Origin of the sequence: Streptomyces sp. NRRL S-118, from assembly GCF_000716335.1 — a bacterium.
In the GTDB taxonomy this organism is placed as follows: Bacteria; Actinomycetota; Actinomycetes; order Streptomycetales; family Streptomycetaceae; genus Streptomyces.
On record NZ_KL591005.1, the window covers coordinates 143,281 to 160,455 of the forward strand.

14 protein-coding genes and 1 pseudogene are annotated in these 17,175 nt (G+C 72.2%); 1 reads left to right on the forward strand and 14 read right to left on the reverse strand.

Going from position 1 to position 17,175, the window contains the following annotated elements; genetic code table 11:
• Window positions 1-49 precede the first annotated feature (49 nt).
• The 13 genes and pseudogenes from IH00_RS0112235 to IH00_RS37260 form a co-directional block, all read right to left on the reverse strand.
• Window positions 50-1,267 carry an MFS transporter gene (locus IH00_RS0112235; protein WP_052411340.1) on the reverse strand — a complete coding sequence of 406 codons (1,218 nt, stop codon included), beginning with the start codon at window positions 1,265-1,267 and terminating at the stop codon, window positions 50-52.
• 141 nt (window positions 1,268-1,408) lie between these two features.
• Window positions 1,409-1,744 (reverse strand): RNA polymerase-binding protein RbpA, encoded by a 336-nt coding sequence (locus IH00_RS0112240; RefSeq protein WP_003957010.1) that lies wholly within the window; start codon window positions 1,742-1,744, stop codon window positions 1,409-1,411.
• A 110-nt stretch (window positions 1,745-1,854) separates the two neighbouring features.
• Window positions 1,855-2,085 carry a preprotein translocase subunit SecG gene (secG, locus tag IH00_RS0112245; protein WP_031072642.1) on the reverse strand — a complete coding sequence of 77 codons (231 nt, stop codon included), beginning with the start codon at window positions 2,083-2,085 and terminating at the stop codon, window positions 1,855-1,857.
• 165 nt (window positions 2,086-2,250) lie between these two features.
• Entirely contained in the window at window positions 2,251-3,030 is a 780-nt protein-coding gene (gene tpiA, locus IH00_RS0112250) for a triose-phosphate isomerase (protein ID WP_031072644.1), read from the reverse strand.
• A 7-nt stretch (window positions 3,031-3,037) separates the two neighbouring features.
• Window positions 3,038-4,249, reverse strand: a complete 1,212-nt coding sequence (locus IH00_RS0112255; RefSeq protein ID WP_031072646.1) for a phosphoglycerate kinase — start codon at window positions 4,247-4,249, stop codon at window positions 3,038-3,040.
• A gap of 114 nt (window positions 4,250-4,363) precedes the next feature.
• The gene (gene gap / locus IH00_RS0112260; RefSeq protein WP_031072648.1) at window positions 4,364-5,368 is read right to left on the reverse strand and encodes a type I glyceraldehyde-3-phosphate dehydrogenase; all 1,005 of its coding nucleotides are present in this window, start codon (window positions 5,366-5,368) and stop codon (window positions 4,364-4,366) included.
• A gap of 185 nt (window positions 5,369-5,553) precedes the next feature.
• Window positions 5,554-8,514 carry a M14 family metallopeptidase gene (locus IH00_RS0112265; RefSeq protein ID WP_031072650.1) on the reverse strand — a complete coding sequence of 987 codons (2,961 nt, stop codon included), beginning with the start codon at window positions 8,512-8,514 and terminating at the stop codon, window positions 5,554-5,556.
• Window positions 8,515-8,916: 402 nt separating this feature from the next.
• Entirely contained in the window at window positions 8,917-9,906 is a 990-nt protein-coding gene (gene whiA, locus IH00_RS0112270; RefSeq protein WP_031072652.1) for a DNA-binding protein WhiA, read from the reverse strand.
• Complete coding sequence (locus tag IH00_RS0112275; protein WP_031072655.1) at window positions 9,897-10,919, reverse strand: gluconeogenesis factor YvcK family protein; 1,023 nt, start codon at window positions 10,917-10,919, stop codon at window positions 9,897-9,899. Before IH00_RS0112275 ends, whiA begins: the two co-directional genes overlap by 10 nt.
• Complete coding sequence (gene rapZ / locus IH00_RS0112280; RefSeq protein ID WP_078887705.1) at window positions 10,916-11,881, reverse strand: RNase adapter RapZ; 966 nt, start codon at window positions 11,879-11,881, stop codon at window positions 10,916-10,918. The genes IH00_RS0112275 and rapZ overlap by 4 nt, the downstream gene beginning before the upstream one ends.
• Entirely contained in the window at window positions 11,874-13,940 is a 2,067-nt protein-coding gene (gene uvrC / locus IH00_RS0112285; RefSeq protein ID WP_031072658.1) for an excinuclease ABC subunit UvrC, read from the reverse strand. The genes rapZ and uvrC overlap by 8 nt, the downstream gene beginning before the upstream one ends.
• 117 nt (window positions 13,941-14,057) lie before the next feature.
• Entirely contained in the window at window positions 14,058-14,894 is an 837-nt protein-coding gene (locus tag IH00_RS0112290) for a hypothetical protein (RefSeq protein ID WP_078887714.1), read from the reverse strand.
• Between the two features lie 5 nt (window positions 14,895-14,899).
• Window positions 14,900-15,362, reverse strand: a pseudogene (locus tag IH00_RS37260) (papain-like cysteine protease family protein); the annotation flags it as partial.
• A gap of 201 nt (window positions 15,363-15,563) precedes the next feature.
• Here IH00_RS37260 and IH00_RS0112300 point away from each other — a divergent pair.
• Window positions 15,564-16,508 carry a hypothetical protein gene (locus IH00_RS0112300; RefSeq protein ID WP_031072663.1) on the forward strand — a complete coding sequence of 315 codons (945 nt, stop codon included), beginning with the start codon at window positions 15,564-15,566 and terminating at the stop codon, window positions 16,506-16,508.
• A 194-nt stretch (window positions 16,509-16,702) separates the two neighbouring features.
• On the opposite strand, the gene IH00_RS0112305 is transcribed toward IH00_RS0112300, so the two are convergent.
• Window positions 16,703-17,131 carry a Rieske (2Fe-2S) protein gene (locus IH00_RS0112305; protein WP_031072666.1) on the reverse strand — a complete coding sequence of 143 codons (429 nt, stop codon included), beginning with the start codon at window positions 17,129-17,131 and terminating at the stop codon, window positions 16,703-16,705.
• Window positions 17,132-17,175: the final 44 nt, after the last annotated feature.

A 17,175-nucleotide genomic window follows, 5' to 3' on the forward strand; every position in this document is an offset into this window, starting at 1 on the left:
AGCCCACTTCTTCTCGTACCTGCCTGCTTGCCCCGCTGCGGCTCCCAACCTAATTGATCTGCCGCGTCAGTGAAGCGACGGCAAGCGCGAACAGTCCGGCGGCCAGCAGGGCGGGGGTGTTCAGTCCCCAGGCCGCCGCCACCGCGCCGCCCAGCAGCGCGCCGAGCGGGGCGCCGCCGATGGCGAGCGTGCGGAAGGCGGCGCTCGTCCGGCCGAGCATGCCCTCCGGGCTGCGCTCCTGCATGAGCGTGACCTGGTGGACGTTCCACACCATGCCCATGAGTCCGAACACCGCCATCGCGGCGACGGCGACCCACAGTTCGCGTACCGTGCCCATCGCCACCAGGGCGCCGGTCTGCACGGTTCCGGCGGCGAGGACCGCGCGTATCCGTCCGATCCGGGCGCCGATGGGCCCGGCGACCGCCCCGCCGGCCAGACTGCCCGCGGCGTACGCCGTGATGGCCGCCGCGAAACCGGCGTCCCCCGCGCCCAGCCACCCGGTGACGTGCAGCACCAGCGTCGCGATGAGCGCGCCCACCCCGACGTTCGTCAGGGTGGTGGCCACGCACAGGGCGCGCTGGGTGGCATCCCGCCACAGCACCCGCAGCCCCTCGGCCATCTCCGCCCGCAGGGTGGAGCCGGGAGGGCGCGGGGCCCGTTGTGGCGCCGTCACGCGCAACGAGGCCACCAGCAGCGCCGCCAGGACGTACGTGGCGGCGTCCGCCGCGTACGGCACGGCGGCACCCGCCACCAGCAGCACCGGCACCAGCGGCGCGGCGAGGAACCCGCCGGCGAACTGCTGTCCCGTCATCAGGCGGGCGTTGGCGCTCGCCAGCGTCTCCGGCGGCACCAGCGACGGCAGCAGCGCGGTGGCGGCATTGTCGAAGAGCGTCTGGAGCGTGGTGAGCGCGAACGCGAGCGCGAGCAACAGGCCTATCGACGCGTGTCCGAGGGCGATCGCGGCGGCGAAGCCGGCCATGAGCACCCCGCGGACGAGGTCGACCGCCCACATGGCGCGCCGCTGGTCGATCCGGTCGGCGACGGCCCCGCCCAGCAGCCCGAAGAGGAGCCACGGCAGGTAGCCGCACGCGGTCACCGCGGCGATCAGCAGCGGGTCACGGGTCAGCGAGGCGGCCAGCAGCGGCAGCGCGGCGGTGCGCAGCGAGTCGCCGAACTTCGAGACGACCGCGGCGGCCCACAGCCGCCCGAACCCACCGCGCCACGCGGGAACGGCCCGCGCCGGGCGCACAGCCTGAGCTTCCGCCACAACTCCCCCTCCGCGCCGGGCCGTCCGACACGACCAACGGTAGGGGGCACCACTGACAACGGGGCTGCGCCGGCCGGCGGGGGCCGCGACGGCAACGGGCTCCGCCGGTGGTGTCCACCGGCGGAGCCCGTCACTCACACATCAGATCTCGCCCCGCAGTTTGGCGAGCGCCTCGGCCAGGATCGCCTCGCCGTCCGCGTCGCTGCGCCGCTCGCGCACGTACGCGAGGTGCGTCTTGTACGGCTCCGTGCGCGGCGGGTCCGGCGGGTTGTCCCGGTCCTGTCCGGCCGGGAACCCGCACCGCGGGCAGTCCCAGGTGTCCGGAACCTGTGCGTCGCTGGCGAAGCTGGGCTGGGTCTCGTGCCCGTTCGAGCACCAGAAGGAGATCCGGAGACGCGGCGCGGATTCGCCCCGCTCGGCCTCCCCCATCGGCCCCGCCCCGACCCGGCTTCCCCGGATCGCGTTGCCACTTGCCACGGTCGTAACTCCCTGCGTGATGGTGCTCGAAGATGCCCCAGTCTACGTAAGGCCCAACGCGCGTCCAGTGATTGGAGTTACACCCGGCCACCGGACGCGGAACCGCCGGCTCAGCCGTCCAGCTTCACCAGCAGCGCAAGTACGACAATGCACGCGAACCACAGCAGACCGACCACTACGGTGATGCGGTCCAGGTTGCGTTCGGCGACGGACGAGCCACCGACGGACGACTGCATGCCGCCGCCGAACATGTCGGAGAGGCCGCCGCCCTTCCCCTTGTGCATCAGCACCAGCAGCATCAGCAGCAGGCTGAAGACGATCAGGGCGATCGAGAACCCCATAACCACGGCTGGACCCTACTTCCTGGCAATTCTCGGACTTCTGGACTTCTACGGACGACGGGGGCCGGGCTCACCCAGAGCCCCGGCCCCCGCAAGGGTACGACGGATCCGCCCTACCGCATACTCACACCTGCCGGTTCGCCACCAGGGCTACCGGGCACCGGCTCACTGGTCGCGGAAGCGGACGATCCTGACGAACTCGTCGGCGTCCAGTGCCGCGCCGCCCACGAGGGCGCCGTCCACGTCCGGCTGCGCCATGATCGCGGCCACGTTCGAGGCCTTCACGGAACCGCCGTACTGGATACGGACCTTGTCCGCCAGCTCCTGCGAGTACAGCTCGGCCAGCCGTCCGCGGATCGCCCCGCAGACCTCCTGGGCGTCCTCGGGCGTGGCGACCTCGCCGGTGCCGATGGCCCAGACCGGCTCGTACGCGATCACGATCGACTCGGCCTGCTCGGCCGGGACGTCCTTCAGCGCGCCGTCGAGCTGGGCGAGCGTGTAGGAGACCTGGTCACCGGCCTTGCGGATGTCCAGTCCCTCGCCGACGCAGAGGATCGGGGTGAGTCCGTGCCGGTACGCGGCCTTGACCTTGGCGTTGCAGAGCTCGTCGCTCTCGCCGTGGTACTGCCGGCGCTCGGAGTGGCCGACGGCCACGTACGCGCACTTCAGCTTGGCCAGCATGGCGCCGGAGATCTCACCGGTGTACGCGCCGGAGTCGTGCGCCGAGATGTCCTGGGCGCCGTACTTGATCTTGAGCTTGTCGCCCTCGACCAGGGTCTGCACGGAACGCAGGTCGGTGAAGGGGGTCAGGACCGCGACCTCGACGGCGTCGTAGTCCTTGTCGTTCAGGGCGAAGGCGAGCTTCTGGACGTGCGCGATGGCCTCGAGGTGGTTGAGGTTCATCTTCCAGTTGCCCGCCATCAGCGGGGTACGGGTGCTGCTCATGTAAGGGTCAGTCCTCCAGTGCGGCGAGGCCCGGAAGCGTCTTGCCCTCGAGGTACTCGAGGCTCGCGCCGCCGCCGGTCGAAATGTGGCCGAAAGCGTCCTCGTCGAAGCCCAGGATCCGCACGGCGGCGGCGGAGTCGCCACCGCCGACGACCGTGAAGGCCTTGGAGTCGACGAGCGCCTGGGCGACGGCCTTGGTGCCCTGGGCGTAGTCGGGGTGCTCGAAGACGCCCATCGGACCGTTCCAGAAGACGGTGGCCGCGTCGGCGAGCTTCGATGCGTACAGCTTGCGGGTCTCCGGACCGATGTCCAGGCCCTCCTGGTCGGCCGGGATCCCGGTGCTGGCGACCGTGGTCGGGTGGGCCGGGGCCTTGGTCTTCAGGTCGGGGAACTCGGCGGAGATCAGGACGTCGACGGGGAGGACGAACTCCACGCCCTTCTGCTCGGCGCGCGCCAGGTACTCCAGGCAGGCCGGGACCTGGTCCTCCTGCAGCAGCGAGATGCCGACCTCGTGGCCCTTGGCCTTGAGGAAGGTGTACGCCATGCCGCCGCCGATGAGGATGCGGTCGGCCTTCTCCAGCAGCTGGTCGATCACGCCCAGCTTGTCGGAGACCTTCGCACCGCCGAGGACGACGACGTACGGGCGCTGGACGTCCTCGGTCAGCCGCTTGAGGACGGCGACCTCGGAGGCGATCAGGTAACCGGCGTAGCTCGGGAGCAGCCGCGGCAGGTCGTACACGGAGGCGTGCCGGCGGTGCACCGCGCCGAAGCCGTCGCCGACGTAGACGTCCGCCAGGGCGGCGAGGCGAGCGGCGAACTCGGCGCGCTCGGCGTCGTCCTTGGAGGTCTCGCCGGCGTTGAAGCGGAGGTTCTCCAGGACGGCGACCTGGCCGGCTTCGAGGTTGGTGACCGCCGAGTGGGCCTCGGAGCCGATGGTGTCGCCCGCGAAGGACACCGGGCGGCCGAGCAGCTCACCGAGGCGGGAGGCGGCGAACCGCAGGGTGTAGGCGGGGTCCGGGGCACCCTTGGGGCGGCCGAGGTGGGAAGCCACGACGACCTTGGCGCCGGCGCCGGTCAGCGCCTTGATGGTGGGCAGCACGGCGCGGATGCGGCCGTCGTCGGTGATGGTGGTGCCGTCCATGGGCACGTTGAGGTCGGCGCGGACGAATACCCGCTTGCCCTCGACCCCTTGGCGGAGGAGTTCATCGATCGTCTTCATCTGTCCCTGTTGCTCCTTGGAGAATCGACGCAAGCGACAGGGCCCGTACAGCGCGGCGTTGCGCTGCCCGAGCCCTGTGCTCACATCGGGATGCCTGCCCTGGTGCTCAGACTGTCAGAGCTGGCCGCCGACGAAGACGGTGAGGTCGACGAGGCGGTTGGAGTAGCCCCACTCGTTGTCGTACCAGCCGACGACCTTGACCTGCTTGCCCTGGACCATCGTGAGCTTCGAGTCGAAGGTGCACGAGGCCGGCCAGTTGACGATGTCGGAGGAGACGATCGGGTCCTCGGTGTACTCGAGGATGCCCTTGAGCTGGCCCTCGGCGGCCTTCTGGAAGGCGGTGTTGATCTCGTCCTTGGTGACCTCGCGGTCGAGCTCCAGGACGAGGTCGGTGACCGAGCCGGTCGGGACCGGGACGCGCATGGCGATGCCGTCCAGCTTGCCCTTGAGCTGCGGGAGGACGAGCGCGGTGGCCTTGGCGGCGCCCGTGGAGGTGGGGATGATGTTCTCCGCGGCGGCGCGGGCGCGGCGCAGGTCCTTGTGCGGGAAGTCCAGGATGCGCTGGTCGTTCGTGTACGCGTGGACCGTCGTCATCATGCCCTTGACGATGCCGAAGTTCTCGTCGAGGACCTTGGCCATCGGCGCCACGCAGTTGGTGGTGCAGGAGGCGTTGGAGATGACGTGGTGGCTGGCCGCGTCGTACTTGTCCTGGTTGACGCCCATGACGATGGTGATGTCCTCGTCGGTGGCCGGAGCCGAGATGAGGACCTTCTTCGCGCCGCCGGCGATGTGCTTCTCGGCGTCGGCCTTCTTCGTGAAGATGCCGGTCGACTCGATGACGATGTCGACGCCGAGCTCGCCCCACGGGATGTCGGCCGGGTTGCGCTCGGAGAGCACCTTGATGGTGCGGCCGTCCACGGTGATGGTGTCGGCGGTGTGGCTGACCTCGGCCTTCAGACGGCCGAGGATGGTGTCGTACTTCAGCAGGTGAGCGGTGGTCGCGGTGTCACCCAGGTCGTTGACAGCCACGATCTCGATGTCTGCACCCTGCTCCAGCAGCGCGCGGAAGTAATTACGACCGATGCGGCCAAAGCCGTTGATGCCTACGCGGATCGTCACGAACCGATCTCCTCGTTAGGTACGCCGGTTTTCGACGCCGGCGAGTTTCATTAGGGATGTCCCCGACCGCTTACGACCCTACCTCTCCGGCAGCGCCGGAGTGACATCGAGCGCACCCGTACGTAGCCGGAACCCGTATCTACCGATGAGTACGGGTTCCGGCCGTCCGGAGCGGCTACAGAGGGTCAGCGGCGCAGTGCGGTGAGCGCTTTTCCGAGCAGCCGTGCGCGCTCCGCGGGGCTGGTCGCGTGCTCCAGTCCGAAGCCGAGCAGCACGGTGTCGCGGGTGGTGACGGCCGCCTGCGAGTGGAACAGCGCGGGCGAGCGGAGCCAGTCCGACGCGTTGCCGGGGCTGCCGGCCGGCGGCCCGGACACGGTCCAGGCGCCGAGCGAGCTCTCGAAGCCCTCGGCGTCCCGGGCGGTGCCGCCGACGACCAGCTGCGTGTCGTCGACGAAGACGCCGATCCCGCCGGTGCCCTGGTCGGTGACGTAGGAGAGGGAGAGCTCGACCTTCTTGCCGGCGTACGCGCCGAGGTCGACGGCGGCCCGGCGCCATCCGTTGGAGGCGCCGGTGAAGGCGTGCCAGGCGCCGGTGGTGCCGGTGGCGGTGCAGCCGTCGGTGCCGACGGTGAGGTAGTGGGAGAGGAAGGGGTGGCCGTCGGCGTAGAAGCCCTCCTCGCACTGGGTCGGGACCTCGGTGGAGGTGTTGCCGTTGGCGTCGGGCAGGGTCGTCCAGTCGTCCTGCCCCGCGGTGCGGGCCTCGATGATGACGTTGTCGTAGCCGGGTTCGGTGTCGTGGCTGAGGGCGAACCGGAGGGACGGTGCCGCGGAGGCGTCGACGCCGGTGAGGTCGATGGTGCGGGTGAGCCGCATCCAGGCGTCGTCGGCGTGGCGCGCGGCCACGAACGACGCGCCGTCGAACGGCTCGAAGGGGGTGCGCAGGCCCGGGTAGTCGCCGGCGGCGGCGCTGCGGAACTGCGGGAACCGGTCGGGGGTGAGGGTGTCGGAGGTGACCGTGTAGGCGCCGGCGTCGTCGAGCGGGTTGCCGGGCACCGCGGCGAGGCCGGCCTTCGTGCCGGCGAAGGGTCCGCTGCCGGCGAAGCCGGCCGGGTCCTTCAGCCCGGCGCGGTGGTAGGCACCGAGGTAGTACTGGGCGAAGTCGTCGGACTCGGCCCGCCCGATGTCGATCAGGCCGCCGGCCTGCTCCCCGGCGTTGACGAGCGTGCCGCCCTCGTTGAGGTAGTCGCGCACGGCGAACATGGTGGGGCCGCCGGGACGGCTCCCCGCGGTGTACCAGACGACGGTGCGGAAGTGGCCGAGGACGCCGAGCGCGTGCGGGGTGCCCTGCGTGGCCACGTCCCAGACCGCGGCCCTGCGGCCGGTGTCGGCGACCGCTCCGGTGTACGCGGCGGCGTGCCGCGCGGGCGCCGTGCCGCCCTCCTCGGCGAGCACCAGCACGTCACCGCGCGGGCGGGCGGCGATGGTGTACGTGAACGGGGTGGAGGACACGCGCTTGCCGTCGCGGGTGCGGCCGGTGAACCAGACCTCGACGGTGTCGCCCGGTTCGCCGTCCTGGACCTCGGCGCGGTACTCGTCGTAATAGATGTTGTCCTCGCCGCCGTACGTCTCGCCGCCCTCCCAGGCTTCGAGCCGCTGGTCGTGGACGCGTCCTCCGTTGACGCGGTACTTGAGCTCCTTGTCGCGCAGCGACCGGCGGGCGGTGACGGAGACCTCCTGGTCGTCGCCGTCGTCCGCGTACGAGGTGGTGAAGGGGTCGGGGACGAAGGCGGGCGCCTGGGCGCCGGCCGGGGAGACCGGGTCGTCGGGGCGGGCGGCGGACTCGGCGACGGCGAGCGCGAAGGGGATGTTCTTGGCGAACTCCTGCTGGATCAGCTTCTCGTCGTCGGGGAAGGTGAAGACGGAGGCGCAGTCGGCGGCCTCCCAGGCGTCGTCGGGGTCGACACGGGAGGCGGTGGCGCAGGTCGACATCTCCGGGGTGAACATCTGCATGCCGTTGACGTTGGCCGCGTGGCCGTCGGCCTCGCCGTTGGTGGTGTAGAGCTCGGAGGACAGCTGCGGGCGGTAGCCCGGGACGGCGGAGGCGGCGGGGGTGCCGGCCAGCGCCTTGAGGGGGACGTCGTCGGGGGTGTCGGTGCCGACCTGCCAGCCCACGCCGTAGAGGAGCAGCTGGGCCGCCGAGTGGTAGTTGATGCCGTACTGGAAGCCGATGCGCTTCTGGAAGGCGTCGAGCGCCTTCGTCTCGGGCTCGGACGACGGGGCGGGGCCGCGGTAGGTCTCGTCGGCCGGGTCGGGGGACGAGCCCTCGTTGTCGTAGCCCCACTTGTAGGCGAAGTTGCGGTTGAGGTCGACGCCGTCGCCCGGCGTGATCCTGCCGTCGCCGTTGTTGTCGCGGAGGTTCTTGCGCCACTGGCGGTGGGCGGGATCGGCGTGGGTGTGGTCGTAGCCGTCGGGGTTGGCGGAGAGGACGAACCACAGCTCGGTGGTGTCGACGATCCTGGTGATGCGGGGGTCCTTGCCGTAGCCGGCGAGGTAGTGGTGGAGCAGCCGCCGTGTCATCTCCGGGGTGATCCACTCGCGGGCGTGCTGGTTGGAGAGGTACAGCGCGGCGGGCTTGGAGCCGTCCTTGGACTTCTTGGCTCCCTTGGTGAGCTTCAGGGCGAGGATGTCCTGGCCGCGCACGGTTCTGCCGATGCTGACGACCTTGGTGACGCCAGGGTTCGCCCGGGCGGTCGCGAGGATCTCCTCCTTGAGTCCGCCCTTGCCGCCGTACGGGCGGAAGACGCCGTCCCCGGCGGCTGCGACGCGCTGCTCGGCGGCGGCGGGGACGGTGTGCTCGGTGAGGCGGACACCCTTGTCGCGCAGGCTCTCCGCCTGCTGCCCGGTGAGGTACAACTCGAGGGTCGCCGTGCCCTTTTCGGGGACCTGTTCGGTCAGCTCATGACCGTCGGTGCCGGCTTCGAGGAGGAGCGGCACCTGCGCCTTGCCGACCTTCGCGTGCCATACGGAGATGCCGTCGCCGTCCGCGTCCCGGTCGCGCGCCTGGTCCGCCCCGGCGACGGGTGCCGCCGCCAGGCCGGCTATCAGCAGTGAAGCCGCCGCGAGGATCGATCTCGCTCTGCGTCTCATTAGCCCCCCTTGCTGTTGTCTGCCACGAAAGTGAACAGATGCCAGGCTCATGACACTCCATGATCATGTCAATACCGCCTGGCACGGCGCGGCCGGGGAGCGGCTGGGCGCCGGGTGCGCGGTGGGAGGCGGCACCGCCGGGACGGGAGACGCGGACTGCCGGCGCCCCGTGGCGGGGCGCCGGCAGTCCGCGAGTGGGCCGGAGGGTCGCGCGGTGGCGCCGAAAGGACGGGGCCCCCGCCGGGGGCAGGGGGAGCGTGGAGGTGCCGCGGAACGAGGAAGCGGGCGGTGGTGCCTCCCCCGCCGTCGGACGCGGGGGGGGAACCCACCGTCGGCACCGCCTCGGCCGCCGCGGAGGCCGACCGAGCGGTGAGGACGAAGCGGTGTGCGGACGAGGTCCGGTCAGCCGACCAGGCCGTCGGCCATCTCCTCGGTCAGGTTGGACTCGGTACCCGGGATGCCCAGGTCCTGGGCCCGCTTGTCGGCCATGGCCAGCAGGCGGCGGATACGGCCGGCGACCGCGTCCTTGGTCAGCGGCGGGTCCGCGAGAGCGCCCAGTTCCTCCAGCGAGGCCTGCTTGTGCTCCATGCGCAGCCGCCCCGCCGCCGCGAGGTGCTCGGGCACCTCGTCGCCGAGGATCTCCAGGGCGCGCTGCACCCGGGCACCGGCGGCGACGGCCGCGCGCGCGGAGCGGCGCAGGTTGGCGTCGTCGAAGTTGGCCAGGCGGTTCGCGGTGGCGCGGACCTCGCGGCGCATCCGCCGCTCCTCCCAGGCCAGCACGGACTCGTGCGCCCCGAGCCGGGTCAGCAGCGCGCCGATCGCGTCACCGTCCCGTACCACCACGCGGTCCACACCGCGGACCTCGCGGGCCTTGGCGGCGATGGACAGCCGGCGGGCGGCGCCGACCAGCGCGAGGGCGGCCTCCGGGCCCGGGCAGGTGACCTCCAGCGAGGAGGAGCGGCCCGGCTCGGTCAGCGAGCCGTGCGCCAGGAAGGCGCCGCGCCACGCCGCCTCCGCGTCACAGGTCGCCCCGGACACCACCTGCGGCGGCAGGCCCCGGATGGGACGGCCGCGGCCGTCGACGAGCCCCGTCTGGCGGGCCAGCTGGTCGCCGCCGGCCACCACCCGTACGACGAACCGCGAGCCGCGCCGCAGACCGCCGGGCGCCATCACGATCAGCTCGGAACCGTGGCCGAAGATCTCGGCGATGTCCCGCTTCAGGCGGCGCGCCGCCATCGCGGTGTCCAGCTCCGCCTCGATCACGATCCGCCCGCTGACCAGGTGCAGTCCGCCCGCGAACCGCAGGATCGACGAGACCTCCGCCTTTCTGCAGCAGGTCCGGGTGACGGGAAGCCGGGAGATTTCGTCCTTCACCGCTGCCGTCATCGCCATGGGCCGATCCTTCCATGCATCCGAAAAATACGGTCGTACGCGGCGGCCAACAGCTCCGGGTCGTGCTTCGGCAAGCCGTCCTTCCTGGCCACCGGGGCCAGCTCGACCGCGGCACCGAGCCGCTGGGCGGCATCTGCGAGGGACTCGCGGTCGGGTACGGCGGCCTCGTCGGCCAGCACCACGTCCAGGGCGAGTTTAGGGGCGTGTCGTCCCAAAACCTCCAAATGACGCTGCGGGGAGAAGCCTTCGGTTTCCCCGGGCTGCGGCGCGAGGTTGAGCGAGAGGACCCGCCGGGCCTTGGTCTCGATCAGGGCGTCGAGCAGCTCGGGCACCAGCAGGTGCGGTATCACCGACGAGAACCACGAGCCCGGCCCGAGGACGACCCAGTCGGCGTCCAGCACGGCGGCGACCGCCTCGGGCACGGCGGGCGGATCGTTCGGCACCAGGTGCACCGACTGCACCTCGCCGGGCGTGAGCGCCACGGTCGCCTGTCCCCGCACCAGGTCGACGTCGTCCGGACGCGCCGGGTCGTGCCCCTTGACCAGGGCCTGCAGCTCCAGCGGAACGGCCGACATGGGCAGCACGCGGCCGTGCGCGCCGAGCAGCCTGCCGACCAGGTCCAGGGCCTGGACGTGGTCGCCGAGCTGCTCCCACAGGGCGACGATCAGCAGGTTGCCGACCGCGTGCTCGTGCAGCTCGCCCTGGGACTGGAAACGGTGCTGGATGACGCGGGCCCACGTCTGGCCCCAGTCGTCGTCGCCGCACAGCGCGGCCAGGGCCTTGCGCAGGTCCCCGGGCGGCAGCACGCCCAGCTCCTCGCGGAGCCGGCCGCTGGAACCGCCGTCGTCGGCGACCGTGACCACAGCGGTCAGGTCGCCGGTGATGCGGCGCAGCGCGGCGAGGGACGCGGACAGGCCCATGCCGCCGCCGAGGGCGACGACCTTGGGCTGCGCACCGCGTCTGCGGAGCGTACGGACCGGCAGGGTGCTCGTACGCCGGCGGTACGGCTTCACTCGCGCCCCATGTCCCGGTGGACGACGACGGTCTCGACTCCCGCGGCGGCGAGCCGGGCGGCGACCTTCTCGGACATGGCCACGGAGCGGTGCTTCCCGCCGGTGCAGCCGACCGCGATGGTGACGTACCGCTTCCCCTCGCGGCGGTAGCCGGCGGAGATCAGCTGGAGCAGCTCGGTGTAGCGGTCCAGGAACTCCTTGGCTCCCGGCTGGTTGAAGACGTACCCCGACACCTCTTCGTTGAGACCGGTGTACGGGCGCAGCTCGGGCACCCAGTGCGGGTTGGGCAGGAAGCGGCAGTCCACCACCAGGTCGGCGTCGACCGGCAGGCCGTACTTGTACCCGAACGACATGACGGTGGCGCGCAGCTCCGGCTCCTCGTCGCCCGCGAACTGGGCGTCCATCTTGGCGCGCAGCTCGTGGACGTTGAGGCTGGAGGTGTCGATCACCAGGTCGGCGTCACCGCGCAGCTCGCGGAGCAGGTCGCGCTCGGCGGCGATGCCGTCGACGATGCGGCCGTCGCCCTGGAGCGGGTGCGGGCGGCGCACCGACTCGAAGCGGCGGACGAGCGCCTCGTCGGACGACTCCAGGAAGACGATCCGGCGCGTGACCTGCTTGGCGTCGAGGTCGGCAAGGGACTCGCGCAGGCTCTCGAAGAACTGGCGGCCGCGTACGTCGACGACGACGGCGATGCGCGCGACGTTGCCCTGGGAGCGGGCGCCGAGCTCCACCATGGTGGGGATCAGCGCGGGCGGCAGGTTGTCCACGACGAACCAGCCGAGGTCCTCCAGACACTTGGCGGCGGTGCTGCGCCCGGCGCCGGACATGCCGGAGATGATCACCAGCTCGGGGATGGCCGCCTCCGCGGCCTCGCCGGCTTCGATCGTCGTGCCCGTACTCACGTGTGCTGCTCCGTCTTCTCGGTCTCGTGCCGGCTCTGCCGCTGGGTCGTGATCAATCATGGCTGGTACCCCCGTCGTCCTCTTCAATGATCTCTCCTGTCGCCGTGTTCACGGCGGGAGCGGCCGGAGCGGCCTGGGCGAGGGCGATGGCCACGGCTTCGGCGGTCTTCCGGCCGAGGCCCGGAACCTCGCAGATCTGCTCGATTGTCGCCTGCCTCAGCCGTTTCACCGAGCCGAAGTGCTTGATCAGCGCCTGCTTCCGGGTGTCGCCGAGCCCGGGGACGGCGTCCAGCGGGCTGGTCCGGATGCGCTTGGTGCGCTTGCTGCGCTGGTAGCGGATCGCGAAGTCGTGCGCCGTGTCCCGGACGCGCTGCAGGAGGTACAGGCCCTCGCTGGTGCGGGGCAGCACCACCGGGTCCTCCTCGTCCGGCAGCCAGACCTCCTCCAGCCGCTTGGCGAGGCCGCAGACAGCGACGTCGTCGATGCCGAGCTCGTCCAGGGCGCGCCGGGCGGCCGCGACCTGCGGCCGGCCGCCGTCGACCACCACGAGCTGCGGCGGGTAGGCGAACTTCTTGGGCCGGCCGTTCTCCTCGGCCGGGCCGGCCAGGACCTCGCCGCCCAGGCCGAGGCCGCTGCCCGCACCGGAGCCGGCCGGGCCGTCGGCGGCGCCGGAACCGTCCCGGCCGCCGGCCTCCTCCACCGCCCACTCGCCGGTCTTCTCGCGCTCGGCGAGGTACCGCTTGAAGCGACGGCTGATCACCTCGTGCATCGAGCGGACGTCGTCCTGGCCCTCGAAGCCCCTGATCTGGAAGCGGCGGTACTCGCTCTTGCGAGGCAGGCCGTCCTCGAAGACGACCATGGACGCGACGACGTCCTCACCCTGGAGGTGCGAGATGTCGAAGCACTCGATGCGCAGCGGAGCCGTGTCGAGGCCGAGGGCCTCGGCGATCTCCTCCAGGGCGCGGGAGCGGGTGGTCAGGTCGCTGGCGCGCTTGGTCTTGTGCAGGACGAGCGCCTGCTGGGCGTTGCGCCCCACCGTCTCCATCAGCGCCTTCTTGTCGCCGCGCTGCGGGATGCGCAGGGACACCTGGGAGCCGCGGCGGCCGCTCAGCCACTGCGTCACGGCGTCCAGGTCCTCGGGAAGCGCCGGGACGAGGACCTCCTTGGGGACGGCGTCGCCGGTCTCGTCGCCGTACAGCTGCTGCAGCGCGTGCTCGACGAGGCCGGCCGTGTCGACGGCCTCGACCTTGTCGGTGACCCAGCCGCGCTGGCCGCGCACCCGGCCGCCGCGGACGTGGAAGATCTGCACCGCGGCTTCCAGCTCGTCCTCGGCGACGGCGATCAGGTCGGCATCGGTGGCGTCGGCGAGGACGACGGCGTTCTTCTCCATGGCCCGCTTGAGGGCGCCTATGTCGTCGCGGAGGCGGGCGGCCTTCTCGTACTCCATGTCCTCGGCCGCCAGCATCATGTCCTTCTCCAGGCGGCGGAGGTAGGTGCCGGTGCGGCCTGCCATGAAGTCGCAGAACTCGTCGGCCAGTTCGCGGTGCTCCTCCGGGCCGACCCGGCCCACGCACGGGGCCGAGCACTTGCCGATGTAGCCGAGCAGGCAGGGGCGGCCGGTGCGCTCGGCGTTCTTGAACACCCCGGCGGAGCAGGTGCGCACCGGGAAGACGCGCAGCATCAGGTCGACGGTCTCGCGGATGGCCCAGGCATGGGCGTACGGCCCGAAGTAGCGCACGCCCTTCTTCTTCTGGCCGCGCATGACCTGTACGCGCGGGAACTCCTCATTGAGTGTGACGGCGAGGTAGGGGTAGCTCTTGTCGTCCCGGTACTTGACGTTGAACCGCGGGTCGAACTCCTTGATCCACGAGTACTCCAGCTGGAGCGCCTCGACCTCCGTGGACACCACGGTCCACTCGACGGAGGCGGCCGTGGTGACCATGGTGCGCGTGCGCGGGTGGAGGCCCGCCAGGTCCTGGAAGTAGTTGGCGAGCCGCTGGCGCAGGGACTTCGCCTTCCCGACGTAGATCACCCGGCGGTGCTCGTCGCGGAATTTGTAGACCCCCGGCGAGTCGGGGATCTGTCCCGGCTTGGGGCGGTAGCTGGAGGGGTCTGCCATGCTTCACACCCTACTGGCGCCCACCGACACTCCGGGTGTGGTCCCGGGCCCGTACCGGGGCCCGCGGAGCGCCCCGGTGGGGACGGGAACGCTCCGCGGGCCGGCCCGGGCGGGTGCTCAAGGTCGACGGCGGTGACGCCGCCGGGCCCGGGCGCCCACCAGGGCGGTGGCGACGGCCGCGGCTGCGGCTGCGGCTGCGGCTGCGGGGCCTGCCGGGAAGGGGCTGCCCGGGGCGGCGGCCGCCGAGGCGGTGGCAGCCCGGGGTGCGGTACCGCGTGCGGTACCGGAGGCGCCCGCGGTGCCGGGAGGCGCGGCGGAGGTGCCGTAGCCGCCGGCTCTGCCCTCCTTCGCGTACGGGGAGCCGGGGAGCTTGTCCGCGTACGCCGCCCGCACCCGGTGGCGGTACCCGGCGAGCGTGGTGCCGTCCGCCCCGACCGCGCGTATCGCGTCCTCGTCCAGCGGAAGCACCTCGGTGCCCCGGTGGACGTACCAGGCGTCGATCCGGGGCTCGCGGAAGACGGTGCCGCCGGGCAGCCGGCGGGCGCCTTCGGCGGCGTACCGGACCTCGTCGTCGCCGGTCGCGATGTTCACGACCTGCCAGCCCGCCGTACCCCGGCGGACGGTCCGGACGGACGCCTTCCGGCCGTCCGCGGCGACCGCCGTGGCGGCGTGGAACGCGACCCGGGCGACCGGGGCGCCCGCCCTCCCCGCCACGAAGTCGTGGGACAGGACCCGCACCGGGACGGCCCGACCGTCGATACGGGGCCGGCTGTCCCGCGCGGCAGCGGCGGCGCCGTCCCGGGCGAAGAAGCGGGAGAGCGTGTCGAGGGTGGCGGGAGCGGCGACCGCGCGGTCCGGGGTGCCGGCCGCTCCGGTCGCGCCGGCCCGGGGTGCGGCGAGGCCCAGCAGCGCCACGGTGGTCAGGGCGCCGGCGGCGGCTCGTACGTGACGCATGCCGTTCACGCCCCGATCCGGTAGAGGGAGTGGGTCCACGAGAAGGAGCCGTTGTCCACGTACCAGGCGTGGGACGCCCAGTTGTAGCGGTCGTTGGACGGCCACGGGTCGCCCCAGTACACCCAGTTCCGGGAGTCGTCGTACCCGTGCAGGACGTGCATGTGTCCGCCGCCGCCGGACCACTGGATGCGGGTCTCGACCGGGCGGTCGGCGTTGATCTCGGTCTGGACGGTCGAGTAGCGCAGCCGGCCGTCGACGTACGAGCCCGGTGCGACGCAGGCTCCCAGCGCGACCCGGTCGCACGTTGCCGAGCGTGGCCTGCCAGTTGGGGCAGTCGGAGCCCCGCCCGCGGTCGAGCGCGGCGTTGCAGAACTGGTTCTGGGGGAATCCGCGGCCGAACCAGGTGGCGATGGTGTTGCCGGCGGCGGCCCAGCACCGGTTGGTCTTCTGCTGGGCCTGCATGGTGATGCCCCCTTGGATCGCGTCCGGACGCTACTGTTGAGCATTGAACTGTTGTCGGGGGCAGGTCAACGCGCTTCAGCGGGGTGACATCGCGCTGTGAACCCCTCCGGTCGCGTGTGAACGGCGTGCCCCGCCCCACCGGCCCGCCCGCCCTCACCGGTGCCGTGTCGCACAGCCCCGTCGTGAACGTTCACCGAGGAGTCCCCCATGGCGCCACCGGGACACACCGAGGCCGATCTGGCGCAGGTCCTGCACACCGGCCCGTTCCACCTGGCGCTGCGCACGGCGCTCGCGGTGCGCGGCCTGCCGCTCCAGCGGGTGCAGCACCACCTCGCGCACCGCGGCATCAAGGTCGGGGTGACGAGTCTGTGCTACTGGCAGCAGGGGGCCCGCCGCCCGCAGCGACCGGAGTCCCTGAAGGCCGTGAGGGGTCTGGAGGAGCTGCTCCGGTTGCCGGCCGGCTCGCTGATCCGGCTGCTGGGCGGGGCCGGTGCCACCGGGGGTCCGTCGGAGGCGGAACGGCCGGCGACGCGCTCGTACCGCAACCTGGTCGGTGTGCCGGGCACCGTCGAGGAGCTCCTCGCGGGGCTGGAGTCGCCGGCGGACGGCGGGCTGCACACGGTGGGGCACCACGAGCGGGTGCGGATCGGGGCGGCGCGGGAGCTGGTCGGGCGGGACTCGCAGCACGTGGTGCGCGCCCATCGGGACGGCGTCGACCGCTACCTCGCCATTCACCACGGGGATCCCGGGTGCGACGCGGAGCGGGTGGTGGTGCGCGCGGGCGAGAACTGCCGGACCGGGCGGGTGCGGCGGCACCCCGGCACGGGTGTCGTCGTCGCCGAGCTGCTCTTCGACGCACGGCTGCGGGCGGGTGAGACGTACCTCTTCGGGTACGGCTTCGAGGACGGCACCGGCGGGGTGAGCGGTGAGTACGTGCGCGGCTTCGGCTTCGCGGGCGGGCAGTACGTGCTGCAGGTGCGGTTCCACGAGGAAGCCCTGCCGGTACGGTGCCGGCGCTTCGCCCAGACGTCGGCGGGGGCGCCGCGCGGTGCCCGGGGCGACCTGACGCTGAGCGGCCGGCATCGCACGGTCCACTTCGTGGAGCAGGGCGTGCGGCCGGGGATCCTGGGGATCGACTGGGACTGGGACTGATCGCGTGACCCGTCCGGGGCGGGGCGCGGCCCGGTTCCCGGGACCCGGGCCCCTGGGCTCGCCCCCGGTGCGGGTGTGCCGGGTGCGGTCCGGCGCCGGTCCCGACGCCGGCGCCACGCCGGTCCGGCGATGGTGCCGGCCAGGTGCCGGTGCCGGTGCCGACGGCAACCGGATCGGGAGCGGCAGCGGCAGGCTTACGCGTCGGGGCCGGCGACCAGCTTGCCGTCGGTGACCTTGACCGGGACCTCGGGCAGGGCCGCGGTGGCCGGGCCCTTGATCGCCTTGCCGGTGGTGACGTCGAAGCGGCTGCCGTGGCAGGGGCAGTTCCCCTCCACGCCCTCGACCTTGTCGAACACGCAGCCCGCGTGGGTGCACTGGGCGCTGAACGCCTTGTACTGGCCCTTGGCGGGGCAGCTCACGACCAGGCGCTGCTCGCGGTAGAGCTTCGCGCCGCCGACGGGTACGTCGTCCGCCGCACCGAGGTCGACCGGGGCGGTCGGCGTCGGGTTCTCGGCGTGTCCGAGCTTGGACTCGGTGGAGCAGGCGGCGACGCCGAGTCCGGCGGCTCCGGCGAGGGCGGCGCCTTTCAGCACGGAACGGCGGGCGGGCGACTGGCCGGGCATGGGTGCTCTCCAAGGAGGACGTCGGTGACGGAACCCGACGATAC